The following is a 19,152-nucleotide window of genomic DNA, read 5'->3' as shown; positions in this document are numbered from 1 at the left end:
ACCTCAATGCCAGCCTCTTCCTCGTCGCCTCGCGCGCTGTTACGCCCACTTGCCATGGCCGTGTTGCTTGCCGCCACGTCGTCATCTTTCCCGGCGCTCGCCGATGACACTACTACGTCGCCCGCCCCGGGCACGTCGGTCACTGAGTGGAGCTATGAGAGTGAATCAGCGGACGGTACCAATGCCGGTGCCAATGGCCCCGAGCATTGGGGGGAGCTCACCCCGGGGTATGCCGAGTGCTCGGCCGGCAGCCAGCAGTCGCCGATCGACATCGATAGCCAGTCACGCACGCTGAATGAAGCGGGCCCGATACTCGACTACCATTCGTCGCTGCTCGTCACGCGCGATACGGGCCACACCCTGCAGATCGAAGGGGCCAGCGGCAATACCATGACGCTGGATGGCACCCAGTACACTCTGTCGCAGGTGCACCTGCATGTGCCGTCAGAGCACGCCATCGACGGCAAGCGTGCCGCCATGGAAATCCATCTGGTGCACAGCACGCCGGAAGGCAAGCTGGCCGTTCTGGCCGTACTGGTCGAGGAAGGGCATGACAACCTGGCTCTCAGCCGCCTGTTGAGTCGCCTGCCCCAGCGCGGCCTCTCCGAGACCCTGACAAGCGGCCTGTCTGCCAACTTGCTGCTGCCGCGCGAGCATGCCGGCTGGCAGTACTCCGGCTCGCTTACCACCCCACCATGCTCTGAGCCCGTCACCTGGTTTGTCATGAAGACGCCGATCGAAGCCTCCCAGGCACAGATCGACGCCTACCGTGAATGGCAAGGCGGAGAGAATGCCCGCCCCCTTCAGCGCTGATTGATACAAGGCACGCCACGGACGACAAAGGCGCCACCCTCGCGGGTGGCGCCTTTTTTATTCTCGAAGACATATTTCATGCGTTTAAACAACGCATGCTGCGCCTCAACAGCCAACAGTTTATAAGCACACCTTAAATTAAGATCATTTTTTGACGCTAAATTAACCAGTTAGCACTACTTGGCCTTTAGTCTGAGAGGCGATTAGAAAAATCATACTCAGCGCATGATCCGAACCCCTTCACCAGGCGTTATTGAATTTAACGCTCGACTCCCCGATCTCCAGTAGAGCAGCGGTTCGCGAAGGCAACGAGACATTGAGTCATGAAAATTTACAGCCGAAAGAAAACCTATACACGAATAAACTATAATACAACGAAAGAGATTGACACCTGAGTACTAGAAAAATGATCCGAGCCATAATAACGTGTTGATTATAGATAATTAATAGAAAGTCGCGAATGCACAAGATGTGCCATTGAGAATAACGATATGCCGGTAACTGCCAAGGTCGCGCCCCACGGTCAGCTCGCGGAACAGGAAACGGTCCTGCGTGAAGTCGATACCATTGCCCTCAATAGATCATCGGATGTCAGTCTGGATCTCCATCCTCGCGATATCGAGGTGATGACCCGCCAGGGAGACAACCTGCTTGTCACCCTCGAAAACGGGGAACTGATCACGATCGAGAACTTCTACGCAGACCCCACCGAGCTCAGCCATCTGTATCTGCAAGGCGATGAGTTCGCCGGTGAGCTCTTTCAGGTGGGTCTGGGTGAAGCTGGCGCAGGAGGGGCCGTGCCCTTCACCAGTACCGCGACCTTGACGACGGCAGAGACGGCTCTCACTACCGCAGCAGCGGGTGCGGGCACTGCGGGAGCAGAAGCTGCGACGGGCGCAGGCGCGGGGGCTGGCATCAGCACCGCTGGCCTCGTGGCAGGCGGCGTTGCCGTGGCCGCCGGTGTCGGCGTGGCCGCTGCCACTGGCGATGACAACTCCTCCTCGGATGAGGACACAACAGCACCTGAGGCGCCTATCCTCGACGAGACCAATGGCAACATCCTCACCGGCAGCAGTGAGCCCGGCGCCACTATCGAGGTCACCAATGCCGCCGGCGACAGCGTAGGAAGCGCCGTCGCCGATGCGGATGGTAACTTCTCGGTCGAGCTGTCCCCCACACAGGAAGCCGGCACCGAACTGACCGCCACCGCGACCGATGCCGCCGGCAACGTGAGCGAAGCCTCCACCGCAGTTACCGTGCCGCAGGATGCTGACACCACGGCACCCAACACCCCGACCATCGCCGCCGCGACCGATGATGTGGAAGCCATCACCGGTGCGCTCGAGGGTGGCGACAGCACCAATGACACCACGCCGACCCTGGGCGGTACTGCTGAAATCGGCAGTACCGTCACCGTCACGCTCGATGGCGATGTGATCGGCACCACCACCGCCGACAGCAACGGTGCCTGGAGCTTGACTCCAAACACCGAGCTTGGCGATGGCGAGCATGTCTTCAGCGTCACCGCGACCGATGCCGCCGGTAACGAAAGCCCAGCGTCTGGCGAGTTCATGCTCACAGTCGACACCACTGCGCCGGATGCGCCGGTTCTTAGCGAGACCGATGGCACCACCGCCGCCGGGACCGGTGAAGCGGGTACCACGGTCGAGATCACCAATGCCAACGATGATGTGCTGGGAACAGCGGTCGTCGATGCAGAAGGCAACTTCTCGGTTGAGCTCTCACCGGAGCAGGAAGCTGGCGCTGAACTGACCGCCACTGTCGCCGACGCCGCGGGTAACGAAAGCCCAGTCTCCGACACCCTGGTGGTGCCGGAAGACGCTGACGTCACTGCTCCGAACACCCCGACCATCTCCTTTGCCACGGATGATGTGGAAGCCGGTATCGGAACCCTCGCCTCCGGCGACAACACCAACGATGCGACCCCGACCCTGACCGGCAGCGCCGAAGCCGGCAGCACCGTCACTGTCACGCTCGATGGTGAAGTGACCGGCACCGCCATCGCCGACAGCAACGGTGCCTGGAGCTTGACTCCAAACACCGAGCTTTCCGATGGCGATCACGTTTTCAACGTCACCGCGACCGATGAGGCTGGCAACGTCAGCGACGTCTCTGACGAATTCACGCTGAGCGTAGATACCACCGCGCCAGATGCGCCCGTTCTGACCGAGACCGATGGCACCACCGTCGCCGGAACCGGTGAAGCGGGCACCACGGTCGAGATCACCAATGCCAACGATGATGTGCTGGGAACAGCGGTCGTCGATTCAGATGGCACCTTCTCTGTCGAGCTCTCCCCGGAGCAGGAAGCCGGCAGTGAGCTGACCGCCATCGTCACTGATGCGGCAGGCAATGAAAGTGCGGTTTCCGACACCCTGGTGGTGCCGGAGGACGCTGACGTGACCGCCCCGAACACCCCGACCATCGCCTCTGCCACCGACAACGTGGAAGCCGTGACCGGCACCCTCACCTCCGGCGATAGCACCAATGACGCGACCCCAACTCTGACTGGCAGCGCCGAGATCGGTAGCACCGTCACCGTCACGCACAATGGGGAAGTGATCGGCACCACCACCGCCGATGCTAATGGCACCTGGAGCTTCACGCCCGAAACCGAATTCGCCGATGGCGAGCACGTCATCAGCGTCACCGCGACCGATGCCGCAGGCAACGAAAGCCCAGCATCTGGCGAGTTCACACTCACCGTTGACACCACCGCGCCGGATGCGCCGATTCTGTCCGAGACCGATGGCGAGACCGCCAATGGCAGCACCGTCAATGGTAGCGCCGAGGCCGGTGGCACCGTCGAAATCACCAATGGTGATGGCGATCTGCTTGGCACCGGCACTGTCGCCGATGACGGCACCTTCAGCATCACGTTGTCGCCGAAGCAGGAAGCCGGTACTGAGTTGACCGCCACCGTCACCGATGCCGCGGGTAACGAAAGCCCAGTCTCCGACACCTTGGTGGTACCGGAAGACGCTGACGTCACCGCGCCGAACACCCCGACCATCATCTCCGCAACCGACGACGTGGAAGCCGTGACCGGCACCCTCGCCTCCGGCGACAGCACCAATGACGCGACGCCGACCCTGACCGGCAGCGCCGAGATCGGTAGCACCGTCACCGTCACGCATAATGGCGAAGTGATCGGCACGACCATCGCCGATAGCAATGGCACGTGGAGCTTCGCACCAGGCACTGAATTCGCCGATGGCGAGCACGTCTTCAGCGTCACTGCGACAGATGCCGCCGGCAACGAGAGTGCGCCGTCTGGCGAGTTCACACTCACCGTCGACACCTCCGCGCCTGATGCCCCAGTCCTGAGCGAGACCGATGGCGAGACGGCCAATGGCAGCGCCGAGGCCGGTGGCACCGTCGCCATCACCAATGGTGATGGCGACCTGCTGGGCACCGGCACTGTGGCCGATGACGGCACGTTCAGCATCACGCTGTCTCCGAAGCAGGAAGCCGGCGCTGAGCTGACCGCCACTGTCACCGATGCCGCGGGTAACGAAAGCCCGGTCTCCGACACCCTGGTGGTGCCGGAAGCTGCGGATGTCACTGCCCCCAACGCCCCGACTATCGCCTCCGCAACCGACAACGTGGAAGCCGACACCGGTGCCCTCGCCTCCGGCGACAGCACCAATGACGCGACGCCGACGCTGACCGGCAGCGCCGAAGCCGGCAGCACCGTCACCATCACTCACAACGGCGAAGTCGTTGATAGCGTGACGGCAGATGCCAATGGCAGCTGGAGCTATACCCCGAGCACTGATCTCACCGACGGTGATCACGTCTTTAGCGTTACCGCGACAGATGCCGCCGGCAACGAGAGTGCAGCCTCTGGCGAGTTCACCCTCACCGTCGATACTGCTGCGCCGGATGCGCCAGTCCTGTCCGAGACCGATGGCACCACCGTCGCCGGAACCGGTGAAGCGGGCACCACGGTCGAGATCATCAATGCCAACGATGATGTGGTGGGTACCGCGGTCGTCGATGCAGAAGGCAACTTCTCCGTTGAGCTCTCACCGGAGCAGGAAGCTGGCAGCACTCTGACAGCCACGGCAACCGATGCGGCCGGCAATGAAAGCGCAGCGTCCGCGGCACTCGATGTGCCGGTCGATGCTGACGTTACCGCGCCGAACACGCCGACCATCACCTCGGCGGCCGACGATGTACCAGCCGATACCGGTACCCTCGCCTCCGGCGACAGCACCAATGACGCGACGCCAACGCTGACCGGCAGCGCCGAAGCCGGCAGCACCGTCACCATCACCCACAACGGCGAAGTCGTTGATAGCGTGACGGCGGATACCAATGGCGCGTGGCGCTATACCCCGAGGACTGATCTCAACGACGGTGATCACGTCTTCAGCGTTACCGCGACCGATGCCGCCGGCAACGAAAGTGCAGCCTCTGGCGAGTTCACCCTCACAGTCGATACTGTCGCCCCTGATGCACCAACCCTGTCCGAGACCGATGGCGAGACGGCCAATGGCAGCACCGTCAACGGCAGCGCCGAGGCCGGTGGCACCGTCGAAGTCACCAATGGTGATGGCGATCTGCTGGGCACCGGCACTGTTGCCGATGACGGCACGTTCAGCATCACGCTGTCTCCGAAGCAGGAAGCCAGCGCTGAGCTGACTGCCACCGTCACCGACGCCGCGGGTAACGAAAGCCCGGTCTCCGACACCCTGGTGGTGCCGGAAGACGCTGACGTTACCGCGCCGAACACCCCGGCCATCACCTCCGCCACAGACGATGTGGCAGCCGTGACCGGTGCCCTCGCCTCCGGCGACAGCACCAATGACGCGACGCCGACGCTGACCGGCAGCGCCGAAGCCAGCAGCACCGTCACCATCACCCACAACGGCGAAGTCGTTGATAGCGTGATAGCCGATGCCAATGGCACCTGGAACTACACCCCGAGCACTGATCTCACCGATGGCGATCACGTCTTCAGCGTCACCGCGACCGATGCCGCCGGCAACGAAAGTGCGTCGTCCGGCGAGTTCACGCTCACCGTCGATACTGCTGCGCCGGATGCGCCAGTCCTGTCCGAGACCGATGGCGAGACGGCCAATGGCAGCACCGTCAACGGCAGCGCCGAGGCCGGTGGCACCGTCGAAATCACCAATGGTGACGGCGATCTGCTAGGCACCGGCACTGTTGCCGATGACGGCATGTTCAGCATCACGCTGTCTCCGAAGCAGGAAGCCGGCGCTGAGCTGACTGCCACTGTCACTGACGCCGCGGGTAACGAAAGCCCGGTCTCCGACACCCTGGTGGTGCCGGAAGACGCTGACGTTACCGCGCCGAACACCCCAGCCATCACCTCCGCCACGGATGATGTGGCAGCCGTGACCGGTGCCCTCGCCTCCGGCGACAGCACCAATGACGCGACGCCGACCCTGACCGGCAGCGCCGAGATCGGTAGCACCGTCACCGTCACGCATAATGGCGAAGTGATCGGCACGACCATCGCCGATAGCAATGGCACGTGGAGCTTCGCACCAGGCACTGAATTCGCCGATGGCGAGCACGTCTTCAGCGTCACTGCGACAGATCCCGCCGGCAACGAGAGTGCGCCGTCTGGCGAGTTCACACTCACCGTCGACACCTCCGCGCCTGATGCCCCAGTCCTGAGCGAGACCGATGGCGAGACGGCCAATGGCAGCGCCGAGGCCGGTGGCACCGTCGCCATCACCAATGGTGATGGCGACCTGCTGGGCACCGGCACTGTGGCCGATAACGGCACGTTCAGCATCACGCTGTCTCCGAAGCAGGAAGCCGGCGCTGAGCTGACCGCCACTGTCACTGACGCCGCGGGTAACGAAAGCCCGGTCTCCGACACCCTGGTGGTGCCGGAAGCTGCGGATGTCACTGCCCCCAACGCCCCGACTATCGCCTCCGCAACCGACAACGTGGAAGCCGACACCGGTGCCCTCGCCTCCGGCGACAGCACCAATGACGCGACGCCGACGCTGACCGGCAGCGCCGAAGCCGGCAGCACCGTCACCATCACCCACAACGGCGAAGTCGTTGATAGCGTGACGGCAGATGCCAATGGCAGCTGGAGCTATACCCCGAGCACTGATCTCACCGACGGTGATCACGTCTTTAGCGTTACCGCGATCGATGCCGCCGGCAATGAGAGTGCAGCCTCTGGCGAGTTCACCCTCACCGTCGATACTGCTGCGCCGGATGCGCCAGTCCTGTCCGAGACCGATGGCACCACCGTCGCCGGAACCGGTGAAGCGGGCACCACGGTCGAGATCACCAATGCCAACGATGATGTGGTGGGTACTGCGGTCGTCGATGCAGAAGGCAACTTCTCCGTTGAGCTCTCACCGGAGCAGGAAGCTGGCAGCACTCTGACAGCCACGGCAACCGATGCGGCCGGCAATGAAAGCGCAGCGTCCGCGGCACTCGATGTGCCGGTCGATGCTGACGTTACCGCGCCGAACACGCCGACCATCACCTCGGCGGTCGACGATGTACCAGCCGATACCGGTACCCTCGCCTCCGGCGACAGCACCAATGACGCGACGCCAACGCTGACCGGCAGCGCCGAAGCCGGCAGCACCGTCACCATCACCCACAACGGCGAAGTCGTTGATACGGTCGTGGCAGATGCCAATGGTAGCTGGCGCTATACCCCGAGCACTGATCTCACCGACGGTGATCACGTCTTCAGCGTCACCGCGACCGATGCCGCCGGCAACGAAAGTGCAGCCTCTGGCGAGTTCACCCTCACCGTCGATACTGCTGAGCCCACCAATCCGGCCTTGGCGCTCACCAACGACACCAACATCACCGACGACGGCATCACCAGCAATGGCGAAGTCACCGTTAGCGACCTGGAAACCAACGCGACTTGGGAGTATTCCCTCGACGGCGGCAGCACCTGGATCGATGGCACTGGCACAACCTTCACTCTCGCCGAAGGCAACTATGCCGATGGCGACGTGCAGATCCGTCAGACCGATGTCGCCGGCAACGTCAGCAATGAGGCCAGCCTCGGAGCGGTGACGATTGATGCGACCGCCTCTACGGGTAGCATCGCCTTCGTCGATAGTGACGATGGCCTGCTCAATCTGGCAGACATCAGCGCCGTCGATCTGACTGGTAGCATCGAGGCCGGCCTCGACAACAGCAATGTCGTGATCACCATCACTGACAGCGCCGAACCGGCCAACACGTTCACCGTCGCCACGACTGATATCACGGTCGAGGGTGACGGCAATCTGTCCGTCACCGGTCTGGACCTGAGCACCGCAACTTCCGGGCTCACTGAGGGCGCCCTCACCGTCTCGATGACCGTGACCGATGTGGCGGGCAATACGTTCGAGACTGACGGCACCACCACCAGTGACCTCACGGTGCCTGACGCTCCGAGCCTTGCGCTGACCACCGACACGCTCGATGCCGACGGCATCACCAGCAATGGTGAGGTCACCGTCAGTGGCCTCGAGACCGACGCGACCTGGCAGTATTCCCTCGACGGGGGCAGCACCTGGGATGCTGGCACCGGTACCACCTTCACCCTCGCTGAAGGCAGCTATGCCGATGGTGTTGTGCAGGTCCGTCAGACCGATGTGGCCGGCAACGTCAGCGACGCCGTGAACCTGGGTGCCGTGACGATCGATGCGACCGCCCCAACGGGCAGCATCGCCTTCGTCGATGGTGACGATGGCCTGCTCAATCTGGCAGACATCAGCGCCGTCGATCTGACTGGCAGCATCGAGGCCGGCCTCGACAGCAGCAATGTCGTGATCACCATCACTGACAGCGCCGATCCAGCCAACGAGGTCACCGTCGCCACGACTGATATCACGGTCGACGGTGACGGCAATCTGTCCGTCACCGGTCTGGACCTGAGCACCGCAACTTCCGGGCTCACAGAAGGCGCCCTCACCGTCTCGATGACCGTGACCGATGTGGCGGGCAATACGTTCGAGACTGACGGCACCACCAACAGTGACCTCACGATGCCTGACGCTCCGAGCCTTGCGCTGACCACCGACACGCTCGATGCCGACGGCATCACCAGCAATGGTGAGGTCACCATCAGTGGCCTCGAGACCGACGCGACCTGGGAGTATTCCCTCGACGGCGGCAGCACCTGGGATGCTGGCACCGGCACCACCTTCACCCTCGCTGAAGGCAGCTATGCCGATGGTGTTGTGCAGGTCCGTCAGACCGATGTGGCCGGCAACGTCAGCAATGAGGCCAGCCTCGGAGCGGTGACGATCGATGCGACCGCCCCGACGGGCAGCATCGCCTTCGTCGATGGTGACGATGGCCTGCTCAATCTGGCAGACATCAGCGCCGTCGACCTGACTGGCAGCATCGAGGCCGGCCTCGACAGCAGCAATGTCGTGCTCACCATCACTGACAGCGCCGATCCAGCCAACGAGATCACCGTCGCCACGACTGATATCACGGTCGACGGTGACGGCAATCTGTCCGTCACCGGTCTGGACCTGAGCACCGCAACTTCCGGGCTCACAGAAGGCGCCCTCACCGTCTCGATGACCGTGACCGATGTGGCGGGCAATACGTTCGAGACTGACGGCACCGCCACCAGTGATCTCACGGTGCCTGACGCTCCGAGCCTCGCGCTGACCACCGACACGCTCGATGCCGACGGCATCACCAGCAATGGCGAGGTCACCGTCAGTGGCCTCGAGACAGACGCGACCTGGGAGTATTCCCTCGACGGCGGCAGCACCTGGGATGCTGGCACCGGTACCACCTTCACACTGGAGGAAGGTGTCTATGCCGATGGTGTTGTGCAGGTCCGTCAGACCGATGTGGCCGGCAACGTCAGCAATGAGACCAGCCTCGGCGCAGTGACGATCGATACCACCATCGCTGATCCGGCCGTCGCGTTGACCACCGACACGCTCGATGCCGACGGCATCACCAGCAATGGTGAGGTCACCGTCAGTGGCCTCGAGACTGGGGCGACCTGGGAGTACTCCCTCGACGGCGGCAGCACCTGGATCGATGGCACTGGCACCACCTTCACACTGGAGGAAGGTGTCTATGCCGATGGTGTTGTGCAGATTCGTCAGACCGATGTCGCCGGCAACGTCAGCGACGCCGTGAACCTGGGCGCTGTGACGGTTGATAACACAGCGCCGGGCGCACCTCCGTCACTAGTGATTGGTGAAGCCCTCAATGGCGTAAATATCGATGAGCTGGCAGATGGGCTGCAAGCCGAGGTCGCGCTCAGTGCGGATACCGTCGCAGGGGATACGGCCACGGTCACCTTGGTTGACACAGATGATGCGGTCAATGTGATTACTGCTGATGTGGAGCTGGATGAAACGGATATCGACGCAGGCACTGTGGCTGTGACCATCCCGGCTGACACGTTGACCGATGGCAGTAGCTACAACGCCTCAGCTGTCATTACTGACGCCGCAGGCAACGTCAGCAATGAAGTCAATCTGGGTACAGTGACCATAGATGCCACTGCCCCCACAACGACTATCACCATCGACTCCATCAGTGATGATACTGGCCTCGCAGCCGATGATTTCATCACCAATGACGATGATGGTCTGACCGTTACCGCTACGCTGAGTACCGAGCTCGCCACCGGGGAAACTCTGCTCTACAGCACCGATGGCACCACTTGGGTAGACATCACCGACAGCGTGATCGGTACTGCCGTCAGCTACGTAGATACCGACCTCACCACCTCTGCCACCGTGCAGCTCAAGGTGCAGGACGCCGCCGGCAACGATGGCGCCATCGAGAGTCAAGACATCGTCATCGATACGACTGCTCCGTCAGGGAGCGTCATCAACTTCACGGATTCAGATGGGGATGACCTCAACGCTGCAGAAGCGACAGATGTGACATTCGAAGGCACTGTCGAAGCTGGCTTGACCAGCAGCAATCTCACGATCGTGATCACCGATACCGACAATGGCTCCGTCACCGTCCCGACCGAGAACATCACTGTCTCGGCGGCGGGCGAAGTGACTGTGTCAGGCGTCGATCTCACCAGTCTGGCAGAGGGACTGCTGACCGTGACCATGACCGTGACGGACGATGCAGGCAACGAGAATGTGGCCGCCGTGACCGATACGGCGACCAAGCTGAGCGACGATTTCCTCGATCTGGGCAATGCCAACCGTCTGACGATCTCGGAAGCGCTGATCGCCTCTGTGGCAGGTGCTGTCGCCAGCACGCCGGCATTCGCTGATACCAGCGGTGAGGCAACACTATCACTCAGCTCCACCGAGTCGCTCACCAGCAACGGCCAGGCGCTTGATTGGGTTGTCACGGATGAAGGACGCACGCTCACACTGGCAAGTGATGTCGACAACGCTGCAGCGACGGCCGTCATGGTCGTTTCCGTCACCGAGGATGGCTCGGAAGTTATCTACAGCGCAGAACTGCTCGGCAATATTGATCAGGTGGATGCCGAGTCATCCACGGTGGATGTGCTAGTCACTCTGACCGACGGTGCGTCGAGCACCAGCAGTACCTTGAACATCGATATCACTGATGATGTACCGACGATTGCGGCAAGTACCATCGTGGAGTCACTGAGCTCGAACACGGATTACACCGGCTCCATCTTCGATGGTGAGGGCGACTTCGGATTTGGGGCTGATGCGGCAAATGGGCAGGTACAGTCCTTCACCTTCAAGGGCCTGACATTTACTGTCTCTGATGATGGCACCTACGCGGACGTGACCGGCACCTCAACCGAGATTGGCCTGGAAGCTGGCGGTATTGTCAGCATCGTCGATGGCATTCTGGCGGTCGAAACGCTGTCCGGTGAATCCTTCAGCCTGAATATCGACTCAGGGGACTACAGCTACAGCCACCAGGGCCAGTTCAGCGCAACAGAGGATGTCAATACACGTCCGCAAGCCAACCTGACTGAAAGCGATGGTGTGCTAGGCCTTGTCGGCGTCAATGTGCTTGATATCGTGACCTTGAGCAACGATCAGCTCTATAGTGTCTATGATGCCGAAGACAATGTGGCCTCAGTCACTATCACAGCAGATGGAATAATCAATACTGTAACTGACTATCTAGATGCTATCAGTGAGGCATTGAATGCACTCCTAGATACTCTTTCGCTTGTCCCAGGAGTCCCTACTGTCTCAGAGCTAATAGATATTTTAGTAGGGAACAGCAGTTGGACTTATAGTGAAGAACTCGCTGCGGAGCTAGGTCTGACAGTAACGGCTTCACCTAGTGGTGAGTCTACCCAAAGCATCACTGTCACTAAAATTGATGGTGGCGAAATCACCAACATCGAAATCAATGAATTATTGGCAAGCGTCGACTTTACAGTTTCCTCTGCAGGTATTTTGACTGGTCTGCTAAGTTTGCTCGACTTGGATTCTCTGGCTGACTCAATCTTGAGCACCACCACCATTTATGCAACGGACTCACTCGCTGCAAGCTCGTCTGATAGTGATGCCTCAATAGCTAATGTGGACCTTCTTACGAGTGACTATGTTGTTCCTGTAGATGAAGGGACTACCGGAAACGACTCTGTTAACGCTTCACAGGCAGGCTCCAACCTCTATGGATACGCAGGTAATGACACACTGAATGGTGGAAGTGGAAGCAACATCCTGCGGGGTGGGAATGGTGATGACACCCTTGATGGTGGAGCTGGCAGCGACTTGCTGATCGGCGGTTCAGGTAATGACAGCCTGAATGGCGGAGCAGGCGTCGACGTCATTCGCTGGGAAGCTGGTGATGAGGGCACTGTCGCTGCGGCAACAGACACCGTGCTCAACTTCAATAATGGTGGCGCCAGATCGGGAGACATTCTTGATCTGCGCGATATGCTCAACGGGGCCTATTACATCGATAGCGCCACCAACAATCTTGCGGGCTATATCAGTGCCGAATATGTCTCGGCAACTGATACTACCGTCCTCTATCTCAACACAGAGGGTGGATTGACCGCTGACCCTGCCACGTCAGCCAATCAGGTCATCAACATCAATGGCCTCGACCTGACCGAAGGTGGCACCTTGACGAGCAGTGAGGTCATTGATTCCCTCATCAGCGGCGAGCAGTTGTTGGTGGGCACGGAGGTCAATGAGTCTGATGTCAGTGTCACTGTCGTGGATGGTGATGACGACACGGCGACGGGTGAAATCACCTTCGTCGGTGAAGAAAGCCTGGATGCGGTCTCCAATACCGCCCCTATCGTCACCCTGCAGGATTCTGAGCTGTTGGGCCTGGTCGGTCTCGAGGCACTCGATCTAATTGACCTTTCCAACAACAAGGTCTTCGTCGCAGACCCTGACAACAACCTGCGCGAAGTCGTGATCAACTACGCTGCAGTTGTGGATGTCAGTGCACTGAGCGGTTTGCTCACTGATCCTCAATTCACTTGGGACAACGACCTGGCAACTTCGCTTGGTCTATCAGTTACAAGTAGCAATGGCGGGATCATCGGGACACTCGCCACTACCGCGGAGCTGACCATTACTGCAATTGACGGTGGAGACATCGACAACCTTGCGCTCAATCAATTCTTGGCGACTATCGGATTTGATGATGGCGGTGCTGCGGAATACAACTTGCTGGACATCGATCTACTTGATGCCTATAGCATCACGGCAACCGATGCCTACGATGCCAGCACCACGGATGGCATCTCCTCTTTGGCAGGTGTGGAGCTGCTCGATGGCAATGACCCCTTGTTCTCGGGTATCAACGAGAGCAACACCTTTATTGGTAGCCTGCTGACCAATGATGAAATCGATATTTCAGCTAACCTCGAAGGAAGCACCATATTCGGCCTTTCCGGCAATGACTCTCTCATCGGCAGTAGCTTTGATGATGTCATTCGAGGGGGCGAGGGGGATGACTCACTGGTCGGGAACGCAGGGAATGACCTGCTGATTGGCGATTCGGGCAGCAATACCTTTGATGGTGGCGATGGGGATGACCTGATTGTCATCTCCAACCTGGACTTCATCATCGAAGGCGGTGCAGGTAGCGATACCGTCAGCTTCGATGGCACAGGAAAAGGCATCGATCTCGTCGCCTTGTCCGCCCAGGCTGAGCCCAGTGTCATGACCAACATCGAAGTGCTCGATATCTCGGCCAGCAGCGAGACCGGCACCAGTCTGAAAATCGATGCCGATACGGTATTGAACCTCACCGATGGTGATAACGAGCTGTACATCGATGGCGATGAAGGCGATAGCGTGGAAGCGGCTGGGGCAACATCCTCCGCGACAACGACCGAGTTCAACGGCACGACGTATGATACTTATCAACTTGGTGAGGCAACGCTGTATATCGATCAAGACGTGACCGTGAATACCAGCAACGGATAAGCCTGATCGAGGTGCCCCGCAAGGGGCGCCTCCCTTGATGATCAGCATGATTCAGAAACACTAGAGCGTCAGGATGACGCAGCACTTCAGAGGACACTCTGAAGACAAGGAGTCACATGATGCCCACCCTATTTCGTTGCCCGTCTGCCCACAGACAGGCAACACTTGCGCGCATGCCAGCGACAAAGCGTTGCGTCGCCATTTGTGTCATCTCCGCCGGGCTTTCAGCATCACTCACGGCCACTGCCCAGACGAATCGAGATCTTGCCGACGTCTTGGGCGATGTGCTTGCCCATGATCCTCGCATCGAGGCCGCTCAGGCCAATGTGCGTGCCGCAGGGACAGAGATCGAGATCGCCGAGGATGGCTATTGGCCGCGCCTGGAGAGCAGTGTCGGTACCGAAGACAACTTCACCGAAGGCGGCTACCGGCTCACCCTGAGCCAGATGCTGTACGACTGGGGCCAGGTGGAGGCCGAGGTCGAGCAGCGCAAGGCAGAGCGGGATGTCGAGCGGGATACTCTGGATCAGACGCGGATGGAGGTTGCCCAGGAGGCGATCACCGCCTACATCGATCTCGGAGCCAACCGCGCCATGATGCGCCGCGTACGCGATTATATCGAGAAGCTCGAAAGCCTCGAGACCCTGGCCAATGACCGCACCTTCTCGGGCTACGGTGACCGCGTCGAGCTGGACCGCGCGGCCGTGGACCTCGCCAGTGCCCGCGAATGGCTGGCACGTCTGCAGGGCGATGCCGACACCGCCCGGCAGGAGCTCGAGATACTCAGCGGTCGCTCCCTCAGGGATGTCGCCCTGAGCGCCCCGCCGCCGCTGCCGATCGTGGCGGACCTGGCCCGCGATCCCGCCACCACCGATGCCGCCATCACCAATGCGCCAGCCTATCGCAGCCATGTCAGCCAGCAGAATGCCGCACGCCACGCCTTGAGCCTGAGCGAGGCCGAGCGCTGGCCGGAGTTGCGTCTGGAGGCGACCAGCTCACGCTATGAGTCGAACGACGACATGGTCAGCGACTCCAGCATCGGTCTGCGCATCGAGGCCCCGGTCTTCCAGGGTCTGACGCCGTTGCGCCAACCCGAAGCGGACCGCGCACGCCTGACCGCCGCCCAGTTCGAGACCGCCTCCACCGCCCGCGAGCTGCGCCGTCAGATCCAGCGTCTGTCGGCCAGTCAGCCGGCGGTCGAGGCGCGCATCGAGGCGCTGGACCAACAGGCGCGCAGCGGCGAGCGCCTGCGCAGCAGCTACCGCGACCAGTTCATCACCGGGGCGCGCAATATCGAGGACCTGCTGACCATCGAAAGCGAGATCTTCGCCGCACGCCGCCAGATGATCGAGCTCAACACCCAGCTGCTCACCGATCAATATGACTTGGCGACCCAGCTGGGTGCCCTGCCGCTGGTCTCCTCGCCCTATCGGGCCGACGCCACTGCCACCCCGCCAGAGACGGCGCGCACCTCGCTGCCCCACTCTCATCACCATGCCAGCCAGGGAGTCAGCCCATGAGCGCCCCACAGACCACCTCCTCCTCGGCCACGGCGACATCGCAACCCGACCCTTTGCTGGAGAGCGTTCGCCAGTTGCTGCGCCTGCAGGGCCACGGCATTGATCTCGAGCGTCTACGACACGGCATGCCCCTCACCAAGGGTGAACTGGCGCCGCAGGATCTGGAGCAGGCATTGTCGCGCCAGGGCATCGCCGCGCGTCTGAGTCAGGCGCCGCTCAGCGAGATTCCCGACAGCCTGATGCCCTGTGTCGTGCTGCTGGAAGACGGCAGCAGTCGCGTACTGCTGGCCCATGAAGCCTCGCACCAGTGGCCTGACCAGTTGTCTAGTGAGTCGGGCAGCGACACGAGCGACACCCAGACAGAGGATGACACGGCAACCCCCTCCAGCGGACCCAGCTACCGGCTGCTCGATCCTCTGTCCGGCGGCGCCTACTGGCTGTCACAGGAAGCGCTGGCTGCCACCTATGCCGGCATTGCACTGTTTGCGCATGGCGAGATCTCGCTGGAGCGCGCGGAAGGCTACAGCCAGACCCGGAAGGGGCACTGGCTGACCTCACGTCTCAAGTCGCATTGGCGCGTCTTTGCCGAAGTCGCACTGTCCTCCTCACTTGCCGCCCTACTGGCCGTGGCCACGGCGCTGTTCGCGATGCAGGTCTATGATCGCGTGGTACCGACCGGCGCCGTCGATACGCTGTGGGCGCTGGGCATCGGCGTGATACTGGCCATTGGGCTGGAAGCCTTGTTGCGTGCGCTGCGGGCCCAATTGATCGAGAACTCGGGCAAGAAGATCGATCTCGAGCTCAATGACCATATCTTCCGCCATGCCGTGCAGATGCGCCTGGCCGCCAAGCCCCGTTCCACCGGCGCGATGACCAGCCAGATCCGTGATTTCGATGCCATTCGCGAATTCTTCACCGCCTCGACCCTCGGGGCCTGTGGTGACCTGCCCTTCGCGCTGCTGTTCCTGGGGCTGATCGCCCTGTTGGGCGGCCCGGTGGTCTGGGTGCCGGTGGCCGCCATCGTGTTGATGCTGATTCCCGTGCTGCTGGCGCAACCCTGGCTGTCGCGTCTGTCGCGTGAAGGCATGCGCGAATCCGCGGTCAAGAATGGCGTGCTGCTCGAGACCCTCGACAATCTCGAGAACCTCAAGGCCTGTCGCGCCGAGGGCCATGCCAGCCGTCAGTGGCAGCGCCTGACCTCCGAGCAGACGCACCGCGGCGTCACCTTCCGCCACGCCGTCGCCTGGCTGACCAGCTGGGGCACCGGCATGCAGCAGCTGGCCTACGTCGGCGTCATCATCGCCGGGGTCTACCTGATCATGGCCGGCGAGTTGAGTGTCGGTGCCCTGATCGCTTGCTCGATTCTGTCGTCGCGCGCTATCGGCCCGACCCTGCAGATCAGTGCGCTGCTGAGTCGCTGGCAGCACGTCAAGGTCGCCAAGGAAGGGCTGGATGCGCTGATGGAGACTGACATCGAGCGTCCTAGCGATCGTCGCTTCGCGCGCCTCGCCCAGGCACGCGGGCACTACCAGGCCGAGAATCTGCACTGGCGCTACGACGAGGAAGCCCCGGAAGCCCTGGCGCTGGACCGCCTGAGCATCGCACCCGGTGAGCACCTCGCCCTGCTGGGGGGCAACGGCGCCGGCAAGAGTACTCTGCTGCGTCTGCTGGCCGGCTACTTCACGCCCACCAGTGGCGGGCTGACCCTCGACAACCTCGCCCTGAGTCAGATCGACCCTGCCGATCGCCAGCGTGCCATCGGCTATCTGCCGCAGGACATCAGCCTGTTCAGCGGTACGCTGCGCGACAACCTGTGTATCGACGGGCGGGATGTCAGCGACATGCGCCTGCTGGAGGTCATCGAGATGACCGGGCTGGGCGACTTCGTGCGCCGCCACCCGCTGGGGCTGGACATGATGCTGCATGACCGCCACAGCCTGTCCGGTGGCCAGCGCCAGAGCCTCGGCCTTGCCCGCCTGGTGCTGCAGGACCCGGCCGTGGTGCTGCTGGATGAGCCCACCGCCTCGCTGGATCAGGCCACCGAGCAACACGTCATCAAGACCCTCGGCCCCTGGCTTGCTGGCCGCACCCTGGTGCTGGCCACACACCGCAAGTCGCTGCTCGGCTGGGTCGAACGTGCCCTGGTGCTGCGCCACGGCAAGCGCGTCATGGACGGCCCGCTGGATCAGATCATGGCCAGACAATCGGCCGGCAAGACACCGGCCACCTCCGCATCCCGTCAGCGCCAGGAGGCCTCATGAGCCAGCGTTTCGATCCCGAACTCATCAAACGCGAATTGGGCGCGCCGGACCAGAAGCTGGAAAGCCACTGGTCGCGTCCGCTGCTGTGGGCCAGCTTCCTGGTCATCGCGCTGTTCATCGCCTGGGCCAGCTGGGCCGAGGTCAATGAGGTGGCGCGTGGCGAAGCCAAGGTCATCCCCTCCTCCCGCCAGCAGACCATCCAGAGCCTCGAGGGCGGTATCCTCGACGAGATGATGGTCAGCGAAGGCGAGATCGTCGAGGCCGGTCAGCTGCTGGCCGCCATCGACGAGACCCGCTTCCGCTCGGCCTACATGGAGTCACTGAGCCAGGCACAGGCGCTACGCGCCACCATCGCCCGTCTGGAAGCCGAGGTACTGGACAAGTCGAGCATCGAGTTCCCTGTAGAGGTGCGTGACAACGAGGCACTGACCGCCACCGAGCGCGAGCTGTTCACGGCCCGGCGCAAGAAGCGTGACAGCGCCCTGGAGGCAGTCAGCAAGGAAATCAGTGCCGCACAGCGCCAGCTCGCGGTGATCCGTCCGCTGGTCAAGCGTCGCGCCGTGGGGGAAATGGAGATGTTGAAGCTCGACCGTGAGATCGCCGAGCTCAAGGGCCGTCAGGCCGAGATCCGCAACACCTATCTTCAGGATTCCTACGCCGAGCTTGCCGACAAGAAGTCCGAACTGGCGACGCTTGAAGAAACCAGCGTGCAGCGCCGTGACCAGCTGGATCGGACACGGCTGCTCTCGCCGGTGCGCGGGGTGGTCAACAACATCTCGATCACGACCCGCGGTGGAGTGATTCCGCCCGGCGAGGAGATCATGCAGATCACCCCGCTGGAGGACACCCTGGTGTTCGAGACGCGCATCCGGCCGCAGGATGTCGCCTTCATCGCCCCGGGCATGCCGGCGACGATCCGCATCAGCGCCTACGACTATGCGGTCTACGGCACGCTGGAAGGCAAGGTCGAGCGCATCAGCTCTGACACGCTGGAGGAGGAAACGCCACGCGGCGAGGAGAGCTACTATCGCGTGCTGGTCAGCAGCGAGACCGCGGCACTTGAGCACAACGGCGAGACGCTGCCGATCAAGCCGGGCATGGTCGCCACGGTCGACATCGAGACCGGCGAGCGCAGCGTGCTCTCCTACCTGCTGAGGCCCTTCACGCGTCTGGAGCTGCGCTGAGTGCAAG

General features: G+C 61.8%; 5 protein-coding genes. All 5 read left to right on the top strand.

The genetic code is table 11. The features are described from left to right. Positions 1–6 precede the first annotated feature (6 nt). Entirely contained in the window at positions 7–813 is an 807-nt protein-coding gene (locus AC5WNJ_RS07985) for a carbonic anhydrase (protein WP_253063626.1), read from the top strand. Between the two features lie 491 nt (positions 814–1,304). Then, on the top strand, positions 1,305–14,180 hold the full coding sequence (locus AC5WNJ_RS07980; RefSeq protein ID WP_495930956.1) for an Ig-like domain-containing protein: 12,876 nt from the start codon (positions 1,305–1,307) through the stop codon (positions 14,178–14,180). 284 nt (positions 14,181–14,464) lie between these two features. Continuing rightward, positions 14,465–15,700, top strand: a complete 1,236-nt coding sequence (locus tag AC5WNJ_RS07975) for a TolC family protein (RefSeq protein WP_495931031.1) — start codon at positions 14,465–14,467, stop codon at positions 15,698–15,700. Beyond that, positions 15,697–17,961 (top strand): type I secretion system permease/ATPase, encoded by a 2,265-nt coding sequence (locus AC5WNJ_RS07970; protein ID WP_495930955.1) that lies wholly within the window; start codon positions 15,697–15,699, stop codon positions 17,959–17,961. Before AC5WNJ_RS07975 ends, AC5WNJ_RS07970 begins: the two co-directional genes overlap by 4 nt. Beyond that, positions 17,958–19,145: a beta-barrel domain-containing protein gene (locus AC5WNJ_RS07965; protein ID WP_495930954.1), complete on the top strand. Its 1,188-nt coding sequence runs from the start codon at positions 17,958–17,960 to the stop codon at positions 19,143–19,145. Before AC5WNJ_RS07970 ends, AC5WNJ_RS07965 begins: the two co-directional genes overlap by 4 nt. Positions 19,146–19,152 lie beyond the last annotated feature (7 nt).

It is taken from the genome of Cobetia sp. PDI-23MA (genome assembly GCF_059507735.1).
This window is presented reverse-complemented; position numbering and strand designations above follow the sequence as displayed.